This is a genomic window from Pseudothermotoga thermarum DSM 5069 (assembly GCF_000217815.1).
GTDB classification, from domain to species: domain Bacteria; phylum Thermotogota; class Thermotogae; order Thermotogales; family DSM-5069; genus Pseudothermotoga; species Pseudothermotoga thermarum.
This window is the reverse complement of record NC_015707.1, coordinates 1,730,232-1,750,666: the sequence shown is the minus strand read 5'-3', so window position 1 is coordinate 1,750,666 and position 20,435 is coordinate 1,730,232. Positions and strand designations below refer to the sequence as shown.

Annotated in this window: 18 protein-coding genes and 1 pseudogene; 5 read left to right on the top strand and 14 right to left on the bottom strand. The window is 40.5% G+C overall.

Features of this window, described 5'->3' with window-relative positions; translation table 11 throughout:
• Nucleotides 1-2: 2 nt before the first annotated feature.
• The 3 genes from glnA to THETH_RS08665 all read right to left on the bottom strand — a co-directional run bounded on the left by glnA (nucleotide 3) and on the right by THETH_RS08665 (nucleotide 2,550).
• On the bottom strand, nucleotides 3-1,322 hold the full coding sequence (glnA, locus tag THETH_RS08675; protein WP_013932978.1) for a type I glutamate--ammonia ligase: 1,320 nt from the start codon (nucleotides 1,320-1,322) through the stop codon (nucleotides 3-5).
• A 79-nt stretch (nucleotides 1,323-1,401) separates the two neighbouring features.
• Complete coding sequence (locus THETH_RS08670; protein WP_013932977.1) at nucleotides 1,402-2,073, bottom strand: ribonuclease HII; 672 nt, start codon at nucleotides 2,071-2,073, stop codon at nucleotides 1,402-1,404.
• Nucleotides 2,074-2,091: 18 nt separating this feature from the next.
• Nucleotides 2,092-2,550: a hypothetical protein gene (locus THETH_RS08665; RefSeq protein ID WP_083815741.1), complete on the bottom strand. Its 459-nt coding sequence runs from the start codon at nucleotides 2,548-2,550 to the stop codon at nucleotides 2,092-2,094.
• 243 nt (nucleotides 2,551-2,793) lie between these two features.
• Between THETH_RS08665 and THETH_RS10595 the strand changes: the two genes are divergently transcribed.
• Nucleotides 2,794-4,869 carry an HD domain-containing phosphohydrolase gene (locus THETH_RS10595; RefSeq protein WP_013932976.1) on the top strand — a complete coding sequence of 692 codons (2,076 nt, stop codon included), beginning with the start codon at nucleotides 2,794-2,796 and terminating at the stop codon, nucleotides 4,867-4,869.
• On the opposite strand, the gene THETH_RS08655 is transcribed toward THETH_RS10595, so the two are convergent.
• Nucleotides 4,870-6,501 carry a DUF342 domain-containing protein gene (locus THETH_RS08655; RefSeq protein ID WP_013932975.1) on the bottom strand — a complete coding sequence of 544 codons (1,632 nt, stop codon included), beginning with the start codon at nucleotides 6,499-6,501 and terminating at the stop codon, nucleotides 4,870-4,872.
• Nucleotides 6,502-6,602: 101 nt separating this feature from the next.
• Between THETH_RS08655 and THETH_RS08650 the strand changes: the two genes are divergently transcribed.
• From THETH_RS08650 to THETH_RS08640, 3 genes and pseudogenes are all read left to right on the top strand, one after another.
• A complete protein-coding gene (locus THETH_RS08650) occupies nucleotides 6,603-7,478 on the top strand; it encodes a DMT family transporter (RefSeq protein WP_013932974.1) in 876 nt (291 codons plus the stop codon).
• Nucleotides 7,475-8,989 (top strand): glutamine-hydrolyzing GMP synthase, encoded by a 1,515-nt coding sequence (guaA, locus tag THETH_RS08645; RefSeq protein WP_013932973.1) that lies wholly within the window; start codon nucleotides 7,475-7,477, stop codon nucleotides 8,987-8,989. Before THETH_RS08650 ends, guaA begins: the two co-directional genes overlap by 4 nt.
• A gap of 10 nt (nucleotides 8,990-8,999) precedes the next feature.
• Nucleotides 9,000-10,139, top strand: a pseudogene (locus tag THETH_RS08640) (MFS transporter); the annotation flags it as partial.
• A 44-nt stretch (nucleotides 10,140-10,183) separates the two neighbouring features.
• Here THETH_RS08640 and THETH_RS08635 read toward each other — a convergent pair.
• From THETH_RS08635 to rsmG, 10 genes are all read right to left on the bottom strand, one after another.
• Nucleotides 10,184-10,567 (bottom strand): hypothetical protein, encoded by a 384-nt coding sequence (locus THETH_RS08635; protein WP_013932971.1) that lies wholly within the window; start codon nucleotides 10,565-10,567, stop codon nucleotides 10,184-10,186.
• 15 nt (nucleotides 10,568-10,582) lie between these two features.
• Nucleotides 10,583-11,260, bottom strand: coding sequence for a 16S rRNA (uracil(1498)-N(3))-methyltransferase (locus THETH_RS08630; protein ID WP_013932970.1), 678 nt, complete (start codon nucleotides 11,258-11,260; stop codon nucleotides 10,583-10,585).
• Nucleotides 11,261-12,535: a serine--tRNA ligase gene (gene serS / locus THETH_RS08625; protein WP_013932969.1), complete on the bottom strand. Its 1,275-nt coding sequence runs from the start codon at nucleotides 12,533-12,535 to the stop codon at nucleotides 11,261-11,263.
• A 5-nt stretch (nucleotides 12,536-12,540) separates the two neighbouring features.
• Entirely contained in the window at nucleotides 12,541-13,167 is a 627-nt protein-coding gene (locus THETH_RS08620) for an LptA/OstA family protein (protein WP_013932968.1), read from the bottom strand.
• A gap of 10 nt (nucleotides 13,168-13,177) precedes the next feature.
• Nucleotides 13,178-14,335, bottom strand: coding sequence for an S-layer homology domain-containing protein (locus THETH_RS08615; protein ID WP_013932967.1), 1,158 nt, complete (start codon nucleotides 14,333-14,335; stop codon nucleotides 13,178-13,180).
• A gap of 17 nt (nucleotides 14,336-14,352) precedes the next feature.
• Entirely contained in the window at nucleotides 14,353-15,750 is a 1,398-nt protein-coding gene (locus tag THETH_RS08610; RefSeq protein WP_013932966.1) for a PEGA domain-containing protein, read from the bottom strand.
• Nucleotides 15,732-16,160: a MarR family winged helix-turn-helix transcriptional regulator gene (locus THETH_RS08605; protein ID WP_013932965.1), complete on the bottom strand. Its 429-nt coding sequence runs from the start codon at nucleotides 16,158-16,160 to the stop codon at nucleotides 15,732-15,734. Before THETH_RS08605 ends, THETH_RS08610 begins: the two co-directional genes overlap by 19 nt.
• Nucleotides 16,132-16,794 (bottom strand): 16S rRNA (cytidine(1402)-2'-O)-methyltransferase, encoded by a 663-nt coding sequence (gene rsmI, locus THETH_RS08600; protein WP_052296020.1) that lies wholly within the window; start codon nucleotides 16,792-16,794, stop codon nucleotides 16,132-16,134. Before rsmI ends, THETH_RS08605 begins: the two co-directional genes overlap by 29 nt.
• A 23-nt stretch (nucleotides 16,795-16,817) precedes the next feature.
• On the bottom strand, nucleotides 16,818-17,555 hold the full coding sequence (locus THETH_RS08595; RefSeq protein WP_013932963.1) for a lipoate--protein ligase family protein: 738 nt from the start codon (nucleotides 17,553-17,555) through the stop codon (nucleotides 16,818-16,820).
• 68 nt (nucleotides 17,556-17,623) lie between these two features.
• Entirely contained in the window at nucleotides 17,624-18,310 is a 687-nt protein-coding gene (gene rsmG, locus THETH_RS08590; protein WP_407635676.1) for a 16S rRNA (guanine(527)-N(7))-methyltransferase RsmG, read from the bottom strand.
• A gap of 58 nt (nucleotides 18,311-18,368) precedes the next feature.
• Between rsmG and THETH_RS10400 the strand changes: the two genes are divergently transcribed.
• Nucleotides 18,369-20,372 carry a methyl-accepting chemotaxis protein gene (locus tag THETH_RS10400; protein ID WP_013932961.1) on the top strand — a complete coding sequence of 668 codons (2,004 nt, stop codon included), beginning with the start codon at nucleotides 18,369-18,371 and terminating at the stop codon, nucleotides 20,370-20,372.
• The last annotated feature ends 63 nt before the right edge of the window (nucleotides 20,373-20,435 follow it).

The window sequence follows — 20,435 nt, the reverse complement described above, 5'->3', positions numbered from 1 at the left end:
GATCAACAGTTGAGATATTTTTCCCTTTCCCAATCTGTCACAGCTATGCTAAAATCGCGCCATTCTCTTCTTTTTAAATCAATTAACTTTTTGAAGATATGATCTCCAAGCACTTCCTTTACAAGTTCTGAATTTCTCGCTTCCTCTATTGCTTCTCTCAAAGAACCAGGAAGTGAATCGATTTTGAACAGGCTTTTTCTTTCCTCACTCATGTGATATATGTTTTCCTCTATCGGAGCCGGAGGTTCTATCTTCTCTTCAATTCCCTTCAAACCAGCCGCAAACAAGACGGCAAAAGCAAGGTAAGCATTGCAAGTAGGATCTGGCGCGCGATACTCGAGCCTTGTCGATTTTCCTCTGGCAGCTGGAATCCTTATGAGAGCCGTTCTGTTCGCCTTGGACCAAGCTATGTTCACAGGGGCTTCGTAACCTGGGACCAAGCGCTTGTAGCTGTTAACAGTTGGATTTGTGACAAGCGTTATTTGTCGAGCGTATTTCAACAAACCTCCGATGAAGTATTTCATTGTTTGCGATAATCCATCGGAAGAATTTGGATCGTAAAATACGTTCTCATCGCCTTTGAAAAGACTCATATGCGTGTGCATTCCAGACCCATTGATGCCAAAGAATGGTTTTGGCATAAAAGTGACGCGCAAGTTGTGTTTTACGGCAATCGTTTTTAAAACAAGCTTTACAGTCTGAACATTGTCAGCTGTGACGAGAACTGGACCATATCGAAAATCAAGTTCGTGTTGGGAAGGAGAAACCTCATGATGAGTTGCCTCAACGTTTATTCCCATAGTTCTCAAAGCAACGGCTGCTTCACTCCTTAAAGATTCCACTTCGTTCAAAGGCAGCAGATCAAAGTAACTTCCCTTGTCTAAAAACTCCGCTTTTGGATATCCCTTTTCATCCCTGGGAAGTATGAAAAACTCAAGTTCTGGACCGGCATAAGGCTCAAATCCCATTTTTCGCGCCTTTTCCACAATTAGTTTCAAACGATATCTTGGATCTCCTTCGAACGGCTCATCGGCTGGCGTGTACACATCGCATATAAGTCTTGCGCTTTTCATACCATCGGTTGACCAAGGAAGAACGGCAAAAGTATTTGGATCTGGTCTAAGGTACATATCGGATTCCTCAATTCTTGCAAATCCTTCGATCGACGATCCATCGAACATTATTCCTCTCTCGAAAGCTCTCTCAAGTTCCTGCGAGGGTATCTCGACATTTTTCAAGTTGCCGTTTATATCGGAAAACTGAAGACGAATGAACAGGATTTTTTCTTCCTTAACGTAGCTTAAAATGTCCTTGTAATCCATACTCACCCCTCCACAGTGAACAACTTATGGCTGTATTTTATTCCACGTTGGTTTAGAAAATGATAAATGACGGTTAATTTCATTTGATCTTCAGTTTCTTCTGCATGATTTTAACAACACTTAGAGCCCTTTCTTTGCTGATTTTGCTAAGTATTTTTTCGTTTACATACGGCAAAACGGGTGAAAAGGTCAAACGATGAAAAACAGTTGCTCCATATTCAGCCAAAGCCTTTAAATGATCTTGAGTTGGATAACCTTTGTGTTGGGCAAAAAGATACTGCGGATAGACTTTGTCAAAACCTTTCATGATTCTGTCTCTTACAACCTTCGCTACGATGGAAGCAGCAGCAACTGCTGCACTTTTAGCATCGCCTTTGACAATGCAAACTCCCTGTTGGACCAAATTCAACCCCTTTCCATCCACAAGCACGAACAAATTTGGTTGATTCAAAGCTTTAAGTGCTCTGTTCATGGCAATTTTTGTGGCGTTTAAGATGTTGTAAATGTCTATCTCCTCAGCTGTTGCCAAACCAATTCCGATCTTTGCCACCTTTTTGATTTCTTCAAAAATCCTTTCCCTTTCACTTGGTGTAAGTTGTTTGGAGTCGAATACCTCCACCTCTTTTTCCAACACAACCGCGGCAGCAACAACCGGACCAGCTATGCATCCTCTACCAGCTTCGTCGACGCCGATTATTTGACCAAAGTGTTTTTTGTAAAACTCATCGAAGAGAAAAAGTTCGTTTTTCATATCATTTATCTGGACCTGTCAACTTAAGAAGGAAAACTGCACTAATAGAAGAAATAGAAGAAATGGAAATAGCCACTTAACTATGTCCTCATCCCTCCTCTTGTACCATAACCTGCTTATGTTAAAACGCCTCAGCCTGTACCTTGTTATCCCTATCACGCTCTCAACAAGACTTCTTTCCCCAAACCTCTCATGCTCGTGTTCCCAATATCCCATATTCTTTTTTCTCGCTTCCCAGTACCATGGCCCTGCTTTGCCTTTCTCTCGTGTCTTACTGACCAACGCATAGATCACTTTCTTCCTCTTAACCTCATTTATGTTCACCTTCATCTTGTCTATAGCTACTACTGCATTGCCTTCTATCTTCTCAGCAAATATCTCTTCTTTCATTCTTGCCCACCATTTCCTCAAGGCTTCATGACTGACTCCAATTATGGCTGCTGCCTTCCTTAATGCAAGTTCATACTTTCGCCTCATGTGGAACTCTTTGTCTTTGAAAAAGGTTTGGTATAATTTGGTATAGGTACTCGGTGATATTTGTTGTTGTAACTTTCATATTCACGGGAACCTCCTTTCGGTGAGAAGGTTGGTTTTTGTTTATTTTATCGTATTTCCCGGCTTAAGTTGACACCTCCTCTCCTTTTTCACAAATTGTAATCATCAAGTTGATTATATCAGCGCATTGATATGCTACAATTCATACGGAAAGGGGGATTCTCTTTGAAACGAAATTGGTTTTTGGTTGTTGTTTTTTTGTTTTCTTTCCCGATTTTTGCGACTACGGTAAAATTTGTCACCGGAGATTTTTACCCACCGTTCATATGGATAAGCGAAAGCGGTGAACCTGTTGGAATAAGCATAGAAATCTTAAAGCTTCTTGAAAAGAAAACAAATCTAACCTTTGACATTGAAGTTTTACCTTTTCATAAAGCTTTGGAGAAAATCCTATCCAACGAAGCTGACATGATCAACTTGATCTTCAAAACAACTGAACGGGAAAAGTACCTTGTTTTTACAGACCCCGTTTTCACGGTAAACGTGAACGTTTATTACAGACAAAACATCGAACTTAAAAACCACTCTGATATAATTGCACACGTTGTTGGGGCTGTGAAAGGCGATGCCTCTGTTGAAATATTCAAAACTTTTTACCCAAAAGCCACGTTGGTTTATTACGAAAATTTCGAGGATTTGATCAAATCTGTCAAAAACAACGAGTTGAACGTTTTTGTGATGGAAGATTTCACGGCAAGATATTACCTTGTTAAGTACGATCTTTTCCACAAATTCAAATCGCTTACGCTTCAATCTCAAACTCTTCACTTCGCTTTTCCTATAGCAAAAAGAGAGCTTGCTACAACGATAAATAAGCTTTTGAAGGACATCAAAAAATCAGAACTTAAAGAAATCACGTCTTTGTTCATACCAACTCGCTTCCATTTTCCAAAGTGGTTACTCTGGCTCATCGTTGTCCTTTTGGTTGCCGTTGCGTCCATCATAGGAATTTTAACAATCTTGAACCACTATCTTAAAAAACTCGTTGAACGGAGAACTGTGGAACTCAAAAAAGCATACGAAGAAATGAAAGCTGCAAATGATGAAATAAAAGCGTTGAACGAACAACTTACGGCGAACAACGCGGAGCTAGAAGCAATGAACCAAGAACTGATCTCACAAAATCAAGAACTCAACGCATTGAACGAAGAGTTATCACAAAAGAACAAAGAACTTGAAAAACTTCATAGTGAAAATGCAAAACTACAAAACTTGATCTTCGACGTACTTGAAATTTTCTCAACTTTGCTTTTGAAAGCCTCGCTCGATGAAGAAGAATTTTTCAAACAAATTTTAAAAAGCCTATCACCTTACGAAGAAAGCGCAAGGGTTATGGGGATTTTATTTGAGGGACCTCCTTTTATAATTTGCTTAAGATATAGTGATGATAACAACGGATCGAGATGTGAAAGATTGAAGAAAGAGTTTTTAACCTACAGAATTTCATCCCTTCAAGAGCTTTCAAATTTTTTGAAAGACCAAGTTGGTTTGGTTTTGAAAGACAACGAAAAATTTTTCGCTGTGAAAATTTCAGCGTTGGTAAGAAACTTTGGCTATCTTTTCTGCGTGATGTTGGATGACAATCAGTTTTTGCAAAGAACTTTCGAAAAGCTTGGAATATCAATCGCATATCTTTTGATTGCAAGAGATTACATCAAAGAAGAGGGTCTGTTTCACAAAAGGCTGATTCTTTTCGCCGTAAGAGCGCTCGAAAGTTATGACAAGTACACAAAAGGTCACTCGGAAAACGTCGCACGTTACAGCTCGATAATAGCCGAAAAAATGGGACTGCCAAGGGAAGACATTAGAAAGTTGTATTGGGCAGGGTTGGTTCACGATATAGGAAAAATCTTTGTACCGCAACATATTTTGAACAAAAACGGATTTTTGGATCCTCAAGAGTACGAGCTGGTAAAACTTCATCCAGTGAAAGGATACGAATGGTTATTGGCTGCTGATCTTCCAGAGATAGCTGTTATAGTAAGGCATCACCATGAAAGATACGATGGCAAAGGCTATCCGGATGGTTTGAAAGGGGAAGATATACCACTTCTTTCAAGAATACTGTGCGTTGCAGACAGTTTCGATGCCATGACAACCGATAGACCGTACAGAAAAGCTTTAACTTTGGATCAAGCCAAAGAAGAACTTTTAAGATGTTCTGGTACGCAATTTGACCCAAAGATTGTGCCAATCGTGCTTGAGATAATAGACGAAGTGCTTGTTAAGGAACGAATTTGATCATCTATAGGCTATCTTGCCCGTGGATTTGTCTATATAGAATTCTTTGACGTTCAATTCTTCTTGAACTTTTAAGCTCTCATAACCTATGATTATCTTGACACCGGGGTGGCAAATCCCTTTCAAGGTTATCTTTGAATTTATCGTGATTCCTTCTAGTCTTCTTATTTGTAAAAGCGTGTTCATAACTCGCTTCAACTTAAAAAGTTGCTTTTCCAAACTGAACCTTTTTTGTTCCAACTCGGAAAGATTTTTCCTGAGTTCTTCCCTTTGTTTAGCTTCCTTCGCTTGAACAAGTTTATACCTTATCTTTTGTTCTTCCTCGGCGATCCTTGCCAAAACTTTTGTGATTTCAAATGCGGCGATTTCGCACTGTTCGTACTTTGATTCCGTTTCGTAGTTTACGCCGCAGGCAACGATTGTTTTTACACCAGCTTTGCTTCCAAGCTCTGTGGCAGTTATGTTTCCTTGGGCTTTGACAACACCTCCTGCTATTATTCCTCTTCCTGCCACAAAAATATCCTTACCACACACCACAATGGAGTTCATTATGTACTCCTCCACCAAAATTTTCCCTTTGCAAAAAATGCGCGCTTCGTTGACGAATTTTGCGGTGAGATCTTTACCAACTTTGATTATTCCCTTGGATCTTCCGAAGATTCCTCCTTTGACCATCAAAGATCCTCCACATTCAACCTCAACCTCTCCCAAGATTCCGTTTATCAAAACATCTTCTCTTGCGACAATTTTAAACGGTCCCTCAGCGTTTCCTCTGATCACAACCGTTCCGTTGAAGTTTATGTTCCCAACCGAATATCCAAGGTCACCGTCGACCACGAAAACTTCTTTGACATGCACTTTTGAATCTTTGAAAATAGGTTGACCAGAGCATGCGGCAAGTATTTCGTTTTTGCTTTCAGACAAATAAACATTTTCACCTACAAAAAGGCTTAAATCGAGATCCTTTGGTTTGGGTACGCTTATGATTTTTCCCGTTACAGTGATTCCATCTTCACCTTCAACGGCTGGTTCCTTTACCGCAAGTAGCTGATCTTTTTCACACGTGAATATCTTGTAAACAGACGCTGGATCTATTCTTCCAGATTCATCCACCTGAGCCATCAAGTATCCTGTTTGGGGAAAGAGAAGCTTTATCTGCGCATCAACAGGTGGTTTTGGTGATTTTCCAAAAGCAACGGGAATCGGTGTGAAGAAATTCTTCTCCTTCAAAGCTTGCTCTATTTTCTGCCTATAGATGCCATATTTTACCCCGGCGTCCATCAAAGCTTTTTCGACTTCTTCCACGGTTGGTAACGATCTTTTCAAACCGGGAACGATGATGATACCAGCCGTCATCTCGTCTTTGGAAATTTCAACCCGAATGATCGGTTGTGCGTATTTTGCTTCAAGTTCAGATAGATCCGGCAACTTAACCTTTTGATGATTCATCGTAATTTGTTCAACTAGTTGTTGTTCAATCTCATCGATGGGAGAAACTTCTGCCACAATTTCAAAAACCGATTCTTTGATGAACCTCACTTTCACTTTTTGGTACCAATCCGGTCCAAATTCCTCGGTAAGCTTATCAAGCAAAGATTTAACAGACCTGGCTTGTATCTGTTTTCTTTCCAAATTTCTTCTCCCTTGGATTTTGATTGAACTTCAGTCAATTATACGACTCTGTTGGCAAAGCAAAGGTTTTATGTGAAAATTAATCTGTGGAGGTGTGAGTTTTGTACAAAGTCTTGATTTGGCTAGTGGTTCTTTTCTGGGGATTGTCCTTCGTTGCAACCAGAATCGTTGTGATGTCAATACCACCGCTTACGGCTGCGCTGATTAGGTTTCTTATCGCCAGTTTTGCGCTTTTTTTGGTGAACAGGAAGATCCCAAAGCTTTTCAACTGGCACACTTTTTTCGCCGGCTTTTGGGGAATTACGATGTATTTTTTCTTTGAAAACAGCGGTTTGGTTTACTCTTATCCAACCAACGCATCTTTGATCGTTTCAAGTGCACCGATACTCTACACGCTTTTCACCCACGTTGTTCAGAAAAAAAGAACCACCTTAATTCAGTATCTTTCCTCGCTCATGGCTTTCTTTGGAGTTGCGATAGTCATACTCAACGGTCGATTTGTTTTAAAGGTTAATCCTATCGGCGATATCCTGCTTCTTGGTGCAGCCGTTGCCTGGGTTTTCTACACCTACCACGTTGAAAAAATGCCACAAGCAGATTCGATCGAAGGTGTTTTTGCCATAACCATTTGGGGCTTTTTAACCTTGATACCTTTTGTGGCTTTTGAGAATAAATCCTCTTTATCTTTCTCTTTACCCGTTGTAGCCGGACTTTTGTACCTTGGAATAGTTTGTTCAGGGATTGCGTACGTTTTTTGGAACATAGGTTTGAAAAGAGTTGGAACGCGGTATACGACCAACACGATATACTTCATTCCTGTTGTAACAAGTGTTGCTGAAACGATTCTTTTGAAAAATCCCCCGAATTTGTACACCATCTTAGGTGGTTGTTTCGTCATACTCGGCTTATGGTTGTTCAACCTGTCTGAAAGCAAAATAATTGTGCAAGCGAATTGCAAAGAAGGTGGAGAAAAATGAAAGTACTTGTGGTTGACTATGGTTCTCAATACACCCAGTTGATAGCACGAGTCGTCAGAGAACTTGGTTATTATAGCCAAGTTGTGCAATACGATGAACAAGTCGATCTTGAAGATGTACAAGCCGTGATACTTTCTGGTGGCCCTGCCAGCGTTTACGAAGAAGATGCACCAAAACTTCCGGATTGGTTTGAAAAATACGAAGGAAAAGTTCTTGGAATATGCTATGGAATGCAACTTGTAGCACATTCACTTGGTGGAAAGGTTGAGCCTGGAGAAAAAGCTGAATACGGTAGGACAACGATAAGACTCATCGAAGATGACCCGATCTTTTTTGGGGTGGAAAAAGAAACCACCGTTTGGATGAGCCATGGAGACCACGTCAAAGTTCTACCAAAAGGTTTCAAAGTTCTGGCAAAATCGACGGATGAAATAATCGCAGCCGCGACCGACGGAAAAAGGTATTGGCTTTTGCAGTTTCATCCAGAGGTACGACACACCTTGCGAGGAAGAGAAATTCTTCACAACTTTCTTTCAAAGATTTGCAATCTTAAACCAAATTGGAACTTGGAGGATTTTGTCAGCAAAAAGATCGAAGAGCTCAGGGAAACTCTGGCTGGAAAAAAAGTCATAGCAGCGCTTTCTGGAGGGGTGGATTCTTCTGTAGCTTGCGTTTTAACCCACAAAGCGATAGGGGAAAATTTGCTCAACGTTTTCGTCGATCATGGGTTTTTGAGAAAGGGTGAAGAAAACGAGGTTCCAAAGGTTTTCAAAGAAATGCTTGGGCTGAATTTGGTGAAAATAAACGCAAGAAAAAGATTTTTGGAAAAGCTTCGTGGAGTAAGCGATCCTGAAAGGAAAAGAAAAATAATAGGGGAAGAATTCATAAGAGTTTTCGAAAAGCAAGCTCAACAGCATGGTGCGACACACTTAGTTCAGGGAACGATCTACTCGGATGTGATAGAGAGCGCAAAATCTGGTAAGAAAACGGCTGCCATCAAAAGTCATCACAACGTTGGTGGACTTCCTGAGAGAATGAATCTACAGATCGTTGAACCTCTGAGAAATCTTTTCAAAGATGAGGTAAGGTTGGTTGGAGAAATCCTTGGGATACCAAGACAAATACTTTACCGCCATCCGTTCCCTGGACCAGGTCTTGCGGTGAGAATCTTAGGAGAGGTCACTGAAGAAAAGCTTGAAATCTTAAAGGAAGCAGACAGAATTTTCATAGAAACTTTAAAGGAAACTGGCTGGTACGAAAAAGTCTGGCAGGCTTTCTGTGTGCTTCTGCCGGTTAGATCTGTTGGAGTCAGGGGTGACAAAAGAGCCTACGACTATGTTCTTGCCCTCAGAGCCGTCGATAGCACGGAAGGCATGACCGCCGATTGGTCGAAAATTCCCCATGAGGTACTAGATCTTGCCGCAAGAAGGATTTTAAACAGCGTCAAAGGAATAGGGAGGGTAGTGTACGACATCAGCTCAAAGCCACCAGCGACTATCGAATGGGAATAGTTTAAAACTTTTTGTTTCAACTTTGATAAGGAATTTCACGATAGGAAACTACGACATGTTGCTCCAGTTTAGAATGAGAGAACTGGGAATAGACGTGTTTTCCATCAGTTTTCTATCGACGATAACAAGTGGAATAGGGAGTCTAGCTTCGCCGTTTTGGGGAGCTTTGAGCGATGAGATGAAAGAGAGAAAGAAAACTTTGATGTTTCCCTTGATCGCAGGTTCTGTTGTATTTTTGTTCTACTCTTTGGTGAAAAAATCGTGGGAATTTTTCTTGGTGGCAGCCGTTTTCACATTTTTGTCTTCAGCCTACGATCCAATAGTCACCGCAATACTCATAGAAAGTTCCATGTTCAAACCAAATGTTGCGATACTTTTGTTGAACGTTTCAGGCTCACTAGGTCTTGCACTGGGTAGACTTTTTGTATCCCCAATCTTAAATTTCACAAGCGTTCTCAACGTCATGATCGTTTTGTACGTGGTATCTTTGATTTCTCTTCTTTTTGTTATGTTAACTCCAAGCATACCTCATCCGCAGTACGAGATAACCAGAACAAACCTTCAGCGAATTTTCTCTGCCATCACTTCAAAAACCGTTTTGAAAAGGAAAAATCTTTGGGCAATGTACCTTGGTTCGTTTTTAAGACAATTTGGAATAGGTGGAACCTTTGCCGCGATAGGTGTTTATTTGAACGAAGTGATTGGGCTTACGAAAAGTCAAACGCTGCTTTTAGCTTCAAGCAACCCTTTCATGCAGATACCATCTCACCTGCTGTTTGGATGGTTGGTATCAAGAATCTCATCAAAAGTTGTTGCAACAACTGGCATGTTTTTGTCTGGCATTGGTGCTTTTTTGTTTGCCATAGCAAAGGTTGAAGATTACACCACTGTTTTGCTCGGTTATGTTGTTTCTGGAATGGGCTTTGGTGCCTTCATAAACGGTGCGGTGAACTTTGTTTCGGAAAACGTTCCTCAAAACAGGAAGGCAGAATTTTTGGGTTTGCTCACCTCTGTTAGAATGTTTGGCAGCTTGTTTGGACCTTTGGCGGCAGGATTGTTGTCAAGCATCTCGTTCAAGTTGATGTTTGTAGTCATGGGATGTGCGATGATCTTCGGCGCGTTGGTTACAGGGATATACTGTGAAAAATAAAGCGCAGGGCTTTAGCCCTGCGCCGTTTTAAAAATCAATTACTTTCACCTTTGTTCTGGTCTTTCTTGCAGCCTGAAGTAATCGGTTCTTTCAGCGTTGGAAGTTAAAGCTTTGTATCTGTGAGCCGCTGTTGAAGCCATTCTTTCCAATATCGCTGAAAGATCACTTGAACTAAGGTGATCTGCCAAAAGACTTTGTAAAAAAGTCGATAGACGGTAATTGCTACCCACATTCAGCTCAAAAAAGATTTGATCTGAAAATGATTTGTCAATCCTTGGATCGATTTTGCTAAGTAAATTCAGCGCAAATTCCACAAAAACTTTTCCAACTTCTTCTGGTCTTTTGACCAGAGAAAGTCTTTCACGATAAGCACTCTCAAGCTCTTTCTCATACTTCACGTAAGAAAGCACTTTCTTTCCTTTTTTCATCAAGCGATCCCCCCTTCAAATACGCCCATTAGTAAATCCAGCCAAACAAAGTGACAAAATCGCAGCCGTTTCAAATCTCAGAATCTTTTTGCCAAGGCTTAAAAGTTTACCTTTTTGCGAAAGCTTTTCAAGTTCCTGTTTTTCAAAATCTCCTTCTGGTCCAACAACAATTGTTACCGGAGCCAGAAAATCCTCTAAGCTTGCTTGCTCTCCTTCTTTGTGAAGTATTACAACCTTCCCTTTTAACTTTTCAAAATCGATATGACCATAAACTGAAAGTCTTGGAAAGAGAAACCTTTCGCATTGCTTTGCCGCTTCTCTTACCACCAGTTCAATCTTTTCTTTCTTTTCGACAAAGGATCTAGACCTTTTGGATTTGTAAACAACAATTTCATCCACACCTATTTCGACGGATTTTTCTACTAACCACCTCAACCTATCCCAATTTTCGCAAGCAACATACAAAGTTATAGGATTTTCCTGCGGTCTTTCTATTAAATTAGACTGCTCAATTAAAGCCGTGGATCTATTTTTACCAATTTCAACCAATTTGCAAATGTAAAGATTTCCCTTACCATCAGTGATTTTCACAACATCCCCTACTTTGTGGCGAACAACTTTTAGGTGATGGGTTTCTCTTTCGTCCAACAAAACGTATTCGCCAGCTAGCTCACCATAGAAAAGGTGAGGCACTCAGCCAAGCACCTCACAACCAACGTAAGGCTGAAGTGCCTTAGGGACATCTATCTTTCCATCTTTTCTTTGATAGTTTTCCATTATCGCAACAAGGGTTCTTCCAACCGCAACTCCAGAACCGTTGAGTGTGTGGACAAAGGCAAGTTTGCCATCTTTTCTTCTATACCTTATGTTCCCTCTTCTTGCTTGAAAGTCTGTGTCATTGCTGCAGGAAGATATCTCCTTGTAAGCGTTGTAACTTGGAAGCCAAACCTCTATGTCGTAAGTCTTGGCGGCACCAAAACCAAGATCTCCTGTGCAAAGCAAAACTACGCGGTATGGAAGTTCGAGTCTTTTCAAAACCTCCTCGGCATGCGAAACCAGCGTTTCGAGGTCTTGAAAAGATCTTTCAGGGGTTGTTAACCAAACAAGTTCTACTTTGTCAAATTGATGCTGCCTTATCATTCCTCTAACATCTTTTCCATAGCTTCCCGCTTCTCTTCTGTAACATGGGGTATACGCTGTGTAAAGGATGGGAAGATCCTCCTCTTCCAAAATTTCGTCCGCCCTCAGTGCAACAAGTGGAACTTCTGCGGTTGGTATCAAGAAAAGATCGTCCATATCACATCTATACATTTCCTCCTCAAATTTTGGGAGCTGTCCTGTTACAGTCAAAGTATTGCGCGTTACAAGATGCGGTACCCAAACTTCTGTATAACCATGCTCTTTGGTGTGAAGATCCAACATGAAGTTTATCAAAGCTCTTTCAAGTTTTGCCAAAGCAGAATACATAACTGTGAAACGTGAGCCACTCAGCTTTGCTGCCCGATCGAAATCCATAAGACCAAGCTTTGGCCCAATTTCCCAATGTGGTAGCGGTTCGAAGTCGAATTTTCTTGGCTCTCCCCATCTTCTAACTTCAACGTTGAAAGTTTCATCCTTTCCAATGGGGACCGAAGAATCGGGTACGTTTGGGATGTACAAAAGTAGGTTTTTGATCTTTGCCTCAATTTGCTTTTGCTCATCTTCAATGGCATCGATTCTTTCACTTATTTGCTTACCTTGAGACGTTAAACTTACAACCTCGTCTTCTTTTCCTGCTGCTTTAGCCTGCGCTACCAGCTTTGATATGTTGTTTCTTTGGGCTCGAAGCTGGTTGAGTTCCGTAGTAAGGGCACGATACTTTTTGTCAAGTTCAAGAACCTCGTCAACCATCTTTGGATCGTAATTTCTGTTTTCCAAAGCTTTCTTGACAAAATCCGGATTTTCCCTTATAAGTTTGATATCTATCATGCACTTCACTCCTCCAACACAAGTTCAACCCTTGCATTTGTTGCAATCATTTTATCATCCGCAGTGGTTATTTGAACACTTTCAGCCCACATTTTTATGTTTTTGTCGCGGTCCACGATCTCCACATCTTTTTCAAGTTTTATAATCCCATTCTTCCTATCGTACGAAAAACTTTTAGCCCTTGCCTCTATTTTACCTTTGATGATCAAAACTTTTTGAAAAGATTCTCCTGAAAAAACGTCGTTTTCAAGATCAATGTTCATCGTGTCGCAAACCAATTCAATGACGTCTTCGCTTTGTTTGTCTTGAACCTTTGCTTGAACCGTTTCTGTTAAAGTTCCTGTTTTAAGCTTTAAATCGTACCTTAGCTTCTCTGCTATAGCTTCGCCGTCTTCAAAAAACACTTTTGCCTTTGTTGCTTCGACTATTCTCCATTCGTTTTGAAGCTTTGTGACGACCATGGTTTCACATTCTAACTTGACTTTGTCGTCTGGAATTTCTACCTTGACGTTTCCCTCGTAGTACGCTCTGTCCTTTTCAGGTTTAACGTAGGCCGAAATTATGTGAACAGTTTTTCCAAAAACAAAGATTGAAGCAAGTATAAACACCAAGACAACGAAAATCCTTCTCATCCTCGATCACCTATTTTCCAAAGGCTATTATCAGCGCAAGAACACCTGCAACCGCTCCAAGCCCACCGAGTAAATAAGCCGTTAAAATGCTGCTTTCCGTGTTTTTCTGCCTGGCTTCAAGTTCGCTGATCCTTTTTTCTAAAGCGCTTATATCCAAAGCCGCCAATCGTTCTTCAAAACTTCTCAGATTGACTGTTGTTTGCTCAATTCTTTTTCTTGTCTCTTCAACCAACTTTTGAAGATCTTCCACCTGCTTTTTGGTGGCATTTATTTCCAAAAGATCGATCGTTTTTTGAAGCATCTCAATCTGCCCTTTCAATCCAAGCAGATTCTGCGTCAAATCGGCAAGTTCTTTTCTTTGAAGTGAAACATCGCTCGCCAAGTTTTTCAAATTCATATCGTACCTGTTCAAAGCACTTGAAAGTTTTTCGTCCATGAGCTTCTCTGCAAGAGAAATTTTCGTATCAACTTCCTTTTTGAGATTCTCAAGCATAACAAGCTGTTCGTCCATCTTTCCTTTCAAAATTGTAACTTCTGATTTCAACGAAGAAAGGTCTTTCGTCGTTGATTCTTGCTTTGCTTCAAGTTGAGACAATTTAGAAACGGTACCTTGAACGATGGATTGAACAGTTTCGTACTGCTTTGCGACAGCTTCTGTCTGCTCTCCAAGATTTTCGACTTGTTTTTGCAACAAGTCAACTCTTGTAAAAAGTTCTCCAATTTTTTGAGCGCTCAACGCCTTTTCAACTTCGGCGACAACTTGCAGAGCAAGCTGTTTCGACATTTCGTCCATTTTTACATTCAAACCATTCAAAGCCGACTCAAGTTGTGCAATTTTTTCTTCTACAACCTTGTAAGCGGATTCTACTCCGATATATTTGATTTTTTGTTCCTCAACACTTTTTTTCAAACCTTCTAATTCTGGTACAACTTCCTCAAGCTTGAAAACCTTTATCAACCTGTACAAATACTGAGCAATGTCAAATCTGGTTGTCAAAAGCCCTCCCCTGAAATTACCGTTCTCATCAAGCTCCATTATTCCCCTTTGAACAACAAAAGAAACCGGCTCGTAAATGTCAAGTATTGGAGAAATGTCTCTGATCCTCACTTCTTGCGCTACCAAGATCAAAGAAACCACCGTCAACAAAGCCAAAACCAACTTTCTCACGAAAAATCACCTCCATTTCATCTAACTACAAGGATCTCTCCTTCGGAGACAAAAACTGAAACACTTTTGTCCGCGACCTTTAAGCTGTACCTTCCAGGTTTCACTGGATAGAATAACACAGGAGTTAGACCAACAAGTTGCAAGTCAAGCATCACTTCAACTACAAGAGTGTGAAAAACGTTCAAATAACCGTATCCTTCCTGTTTAAGGTAAGTCACCGTGCCTGCTTGAAGGTCCACAATTCTTTCAATATCGTTCACCTTAACAACGTACCTTCCTGGTTTAAGATAAACGACAGCCGGAGGACGGTATTCGACGTTTTGCACAACGTATCTTCTTGACTTATCTCCAAGCAATATCAAAGTGGCTACTTCGAAATCTGGTTCTATAACTGTCTGCTGCGAAAGGTTGACAATCCCAGCCCATCTTCTACCAGCCTGCTGTATTTCAACAAAGTGTATTTCACCTGAAAGGCGCAGCTTTCTTGGTCCCTCACCAACGATCATACCATCTACCGTCACGATGGCATTTTGACTTACCACAAATTCAACGTCGTACACCGATGGTTGCAAAACGACATGAATTTCATTCAAACCCTGCTTCGGTTCTATTTCAACAGCCTGTCTTTGATAACCAAGTGCTTCGACGTAGAAGACCTTATCGTTCAGATCAAGAGGACCAAAAACAGAACCTTGAAGTTTTCTTTGATCTTCAAAAACAACAAAAGCATGACTTGGAGTTGTCGTGATCTTCACGTAAGCACAGGGTTGAAGGTTGAACGCAAAGGTTTGATTTTGAATATTGCTCACCTCTATTGTTTGCACCAAATCAAAGTAATTTTCCCTTCTAAGAACTAGGCTGTGTTTCCCAGGCTCAAGTTCAATCTCAACAGGAGTTGTACCCACCCTTCTTCCGTTCACATAGGCTTCCGCAGTTGGGTTGGAAAATATTCTAACCTTTGGGATTTTGGAAAATTTCACGTTTATCTGCACCTTTTCAAAAGCTTCAACTGCTACTTTTTCTTGGTAAACGCAAAAACCTTCCTTTTCAACTCTCAAAGTATACACACCAGGTAAAACATCTATTTGGATCGGTGTTTTCCCAACGAGTTCATCGTTCAAGAAAACTTTCGCATCTTCTTGATCGGATTGAACGAAGATAACCGCTGCTGGAACCATTTGGACATAATAGGTTCCTTCAAGGTCGGTTATCTCAAGCTCTTTTGGAAAATACCCAGGCTTTGAAAGAACCACCTTACTTGGTGCTTGAAGATCCACCTTTGCTAGCCCACTTCTATCAGTTATGGCAAGCAAAACATTGTTTTGCCTTATTTCCACATAAGGAACGTTCGTTTGTATGTAAACAGCAAAGCCTAGGCAAGCTGCCAAAAGCAAAATCAGCGTGAGCTTCTGCACTTTTCCATCGCCTCTTTGAACTGCTGAAGAATTTCGTAAAGCTCTTCGGCTTTCTTTTGTCCAAACTCTTCGATCACTTTTCCTATGAATTGCACCCTGTTTTCGATCACAGCTTCGATAATCTGCTTACCATGCTCAGTTATGGAAATTAGAAAAACTCTTTTGTCTTTACCACGTTCCCTGCTTAAATATTTCATACCCTCAAGCCTTTTCACAATACCACTCAAAGTACTCTTAGCTATGCCAAGGTGTGTACTGAGCTCCGTCATCTTCATAGGCCCGCGAAAGTATAACCTTTGAAGCAAATCAAACTGCGCTGGTGTTATGGGATAATTTTTCAAAACCAGCCTTCCTTCAACCTTGATGATGAAACAAATCTCTCTAATGATCTTCTCGAGATTTTCCCTCATCCTTCCTTCCCCCCTGAAGTTTCAAAACCACCGTAAGTTCACCTTTTGTATCCTTGAACAATTGCAGCGCTTCGCTAACCTTTCCACGGTAAAGCTGCTGAAAAACCTTTGTCATTTCTCTTGCTATGAAAATTTCGTTGTCGCCAATGATCTCAAGTATATCTTTTAACGTTGCCGCGATTCTTATGGGCGCCTCGAAAAACACCAAAACCCCTTTTTTCCCTTTTACCTCCCTTAAAAGTTTTCTTCTCTTTTTTCCACGCGGTAGAAATCCAACAAAATAAACTTTGGATGTATCAAAACCGCAAAGCGCAAGGGCACTTGTTAAAGCGCTTGGCCCTGGCATAACATCAAGCTCTATTCCTTTTCTCCAGCATGCATCCACAAGCAAAGCACCAGGATCCGAAACACATGGCATACCTGAGTCGGTAACAAGACAAATTGTCTTACCCTCGTTGAGCATTTTTAGAATCATCGGAATACTTTTCGTCTCATTGTGAGCACCATAGGAATAAACTGGTTTACCTTCTATTCGGAAAAATTTCAAAAGTTTCATCGTTCTTCTTGTGTCTTCAGCCAAAATCACATCGGCGCTTTTAAGCGCCTTTATAGCTCTTATGGTTATATCCATCATGTTTCCTATCGGGGTTCCAACGATCACAAGCTTACCTGCCAAGTAAACTCATCCTTTCTTTGCCAAGCTTCTAGAAACAGTTTTGAACTAAGCTCAAAATTTTCGGTTTTTCCAAAAAGTTTTTCAAATTCCTTTTCAAGCGCTTCACATAATTTTTCAACCTCAATATACTTATACTCATAAAGCCCCGCCATTTTATCTTTCAAATCCTCTGTTTTCATGCTTAAAATTTTCGCATATTCTTTCAAATGTGCTTTCAAAACTATTGATCCATGTTGCAAAATAGCTTTATCCGTTCTTGCCTGCGCACTTCCAACCACTTTTTTGCCATCGATTTTGATCTCGTAAACCGAAGGCGAATCAAAACAAGCTGGTGTATTCGATAAATTTTTGGCCTTTTCAATTTCCACGTTGTATCCCACACTTTTCAAAGCTTTCGAGATACATTCACTTATGACAAGATAGCTTTCCAAAACTGAAACCTTGAAAAGTTCATGGTTTGAAGGAATTACCACGCTGTAAGTCAGCTCGTCCCAGTGTAGAACAGCCCTTCCACCAGTTGGCCTGACAATTACGTCAAATTTCTTTCTTTTTAGATATTCATAATCAATTTGAATTTTTCTTTGATGCCTTCCAAGCGAAAGCGTAGGTCTTGCCCAATCGTAGAATCTCAAAACGGGTTCTTTTGAATTTTCCAAAAGAATCACATCTAAAGCCATATTCAACTTTCCATCAAATCCCCAGGTACGAAGAACCTTCATAGTTACCTCCTTTGCGTAGACTTGACAGTTCTATTTATTAGTTTATCATCTTTGACAAATCTTTACTGTCATAATGGCTTTTTGAGAATTTGATTGTACCTTCTTGGGAACTTTGGATCGGTAGGTCCAACCTTTTCGAAGATTATCAAAGATCTTTTTTCCCCAGTTGCAAGTTGATAGTCTATCACTTCTTTTAGCCTAACGTTCAAAATTCTTTCAATGTTGACACAAGCTTTGTATTCCTCTTTCCAATTTGGACCTTTGTAAAAATACAATAGTCCTCCAACTTTTGCAAACGCAGCACAAAGCTCAAGCAAAATTCTAACTTCTGCCACTGCCCTAGCTGTGACAACATCGAATTTCTCTCTTGCCTGTTTTGCATAATCTTCAGCTCTTGTTGCAACTGTGTTAATATTAGACAAATTAAGTTTCTTTATGGTATCATTTAACCAGAAAATTTTCTTTTTTGAAGAATCTAACAAAGTTGCTTTGATTGGAAAAACAATGACAAGGATCAAACCTGGTATTCCAGCACCAGTTCCAACATCAAGCAGATTTCCAGTGAGAGATTTTATAGGTAACAAAACGTCGGCAACGTGTTTGTGAACAGCTTCGTTGTAATCGTCGATGCTCGTCAGATTCAACGGAGCTTCCAGAAGAAGTCGAAGATATTTGTCGATGGTTTGTAAGGTATCTTGTGAAAGGTGCAAATTATAGGTTTTTTCAAGAATTTCTTTGAGTATCAACTTGAACACCTCGAAGATTTTTGATTTTTGGTTTCACTGAATATCTTACGACAAGGAGGGAGTAACGGTGAAGAATCTGAAGATGTTTTTCAAGGTTTTGATCATCGTGATCGTGAGTTCCACAATTCCATTGCTGCTGACCTTCTTTGTAACAGATCAGCGTCAGAAAAAGGTGATTGGAAATCTTGCAAGAACTGCAGTTATCGATGTGGCTATTGGAAAAGGAAAAGCTTTCGAAGCAAGATTAGAGAACATGGAAATCACACTAAGAACTTTCGCTGTTGGTGGCATTGCGACTCAGTACTATGACGCAGTCCAAAAGGGTGGAAATGTGCAACAAGCACTTGATGATATGGTCAGAAGATTGAAAGAAGTGGTCACAACCTATGGGGCCTTCATACAATCTGCTGCCTTTGGTTTTGACAACGGCGATACGATCACCGACAAAGGAAAACTCAACATTGATGCAAGGCAAACTAATGAATACAAACTAGCAATAGCAAATCCAGGCAGAGTGATCGTCACTGAACCAAAGCAAGAAAGCAGTGATCGAATCTTTTCAGTAGCTGTCAGCGTCAGACACGATGATGGAAGAATCATTGGAGCAGCTTGGATGACGTTAAAAATGAGCGATTTTAAGAAGGAACTTGCTGGAGATCTTGCTGGAAGATCTGATGCCTTTCTTGGCATACTTGGTGACAAAGGTTTAACATATGCGCACAGCATAGCATCTATGGAAGGAAGAGATTTTTCCACCGCAGATTGGTTCGGAAAAGTGAGTTCTTCAAAAGATCAAGTTACTTTGGTTCAGTACGAAGTCGATAAAATCAAACGTACCGTTGCTTACTACAGGACAAAGTACGGTTGGTATGTTTCATACGGTATGCTAGATGAATTTTTGTACGCAAGTGCAAATCAATTATCAAGGCTCTTGTTGATAATGATGATGGCCTTTGTAGCCGCAGGATTGTTCTTAAGCTGGCTTATATCCAGCAACTACATATCTAAGCCACTTCTCAAATTTGTTGATCTTGCGGCAGCTTTGAAACAAGGTGATTTGACGACGGCCTTTGACTTTGACTCCAAAGATGAAATAGGAACGATAGCAAAGTCGATATCAGAATCTACCGCTGCACTTAGAAATGCGATAAGTCAAATCAAAAACCTAACAGGTCAGGTCAACGCTGTGGCTCAAAACCTTGCAAGCGTATCCGAAGAAATGGCTGCATCCAACGAAGAGCTTGCAGCACAGATGGAAAACATAAGCAAAAATGCTCAGAGTGTGTCTGCATCGATCCAAGAAGTGAACTCGGGAATTGAAGAGATAACAGCCAGTGCTCAAAACCTTTCGAAAGCTGCGCAAAATTTGACTGAAAGGTCAGAAAGAGTCAGAGCAGCTGCAGATAAAGGTGAGCAAGCTATAAAGGTAATAGATCAGATGATATCTGTGGTCAAAGTTAGTTCTGACAAGATAGACAAGTCTCTAAGACTTTTGGTGGAAGATGCAAAGAACATAGGTCAAATCGTCGAGACGATCAACAGTATAGCAGAGCAGACAAATTTGTTGGCATTGAACGCAGCGATAGAAGCAGCAAGAGCAGGAGAAGCTGGACGTGGATTTGCGGTGGTTGCGGATGAAATAAGGAAGTTGGCGGAAGAGAGTAAGAATGCAACCCAGAAGATATCTTCCATACTTGGAAGGATTCATGATTCTGCTGAGGTGGCTGCAAAAGATTCACAGGAATCGATAAAACAAGTTGCAGCAACTGTAGAACAATCAGCAGTAGTTAAAGAAGAAATAGCAAATATCTTAAAAGAAATCAAGGAAATAGCTCCAGTGATAGAAAGTATTGCTGCCAATGCAGAGGAACTAAGTGCATCTACAGAGGAAATGAGTAGTGCAATGACAAATGCTACGAACGCGGTTACCGAAATAGCAAGACAAATTGAAGAAGCTACAACAGCTGTAAAACAGCAAGCAGATGCAGGACAGCAAGTGAGCAATCAAAGCGTCGAGCTTTCCAGCTTGGTACAACAACTCTACGCAGAAGTGGAGAAATTCAAAGTGTAAGTTGCATCATTCTGACAATAAAAAAAGCGGGCTTTCGCCCGCTTCTTTATACTTTTTTCAAAA

Excerpts from the sequence above, each read along its gene's own strand:
- glnA (WP_013932978.1), bottom strand. The coding sequence starts at position 1,322 with ATGGATTACAAGGACATTTTAAGCTACGTTAAGGAAGAAAAAATCCTG.
- THETH_RS08670 (WP_013932977.1), bottom strand. The coding sequence starts at position 2,073 with ATGAAAAACGAACTTTTTCTCTTCGATGAGTTTTACAAAAAACACTTT.
- THETH_RS08665 (WP_083815741.1), bottom strand. The coding sequence starts at position 2,550 with ATGAGGCGAAAGTATGAACTTGCATTAAGGAAGGCAGCAGCCATAATT.
- guaA (WP_013932973.1), top strand. The coding sequence starts at position 7,475 with ATGAAAGTACTTGTGGTTGACTATGGTTCTCAATACACCCAGTTGATA.
- THETH_RS08635 (WP_013932971.1), bottom strand. The coding sequence starts at position 10,567 with ATGAAAAAAGGAAAGAAAGTGCTTTCTTACGTGAAGTATGAGAAAGAG.
- serS (WP_013932969.1), bottom strand. The coding sequence starts at position 12,535 with ATGATAGATATCAAACTTATAAGGGAAAATCCGGATTTTGTCAAGAAA.
- THETH_RS08620 (WP_013932968.1), bottom strand. The coding sequence starts at position 13,167 with ATGAGAAGGATTTTCGTTGTCTTGGTGTTTATACTTGCTTCAATCTTT.
- THETH_RS08605 (WP_013932965.1), bottom strand. The coding sequence starts at position 16,160 with ATGAGGGAAAATCTCGAGAAGATCATTAGAGAGATTTGTTTCATCATC.
- rsmI (WP_052296020.1), bottom strand. The coding sequence starts at position 16,794 with ATGATGGATATAACCATAAGAGCTATAAAGGCGCTTAAAAGCGCCGAT.
- THETH_RS08595 (WP_013932963.1), bottom strand. The coding sequence starts at position 17,555 with ATGAAGGTTCTTCGTACCTGGGGATTTGATGGAAAGTTGAATATGGCT.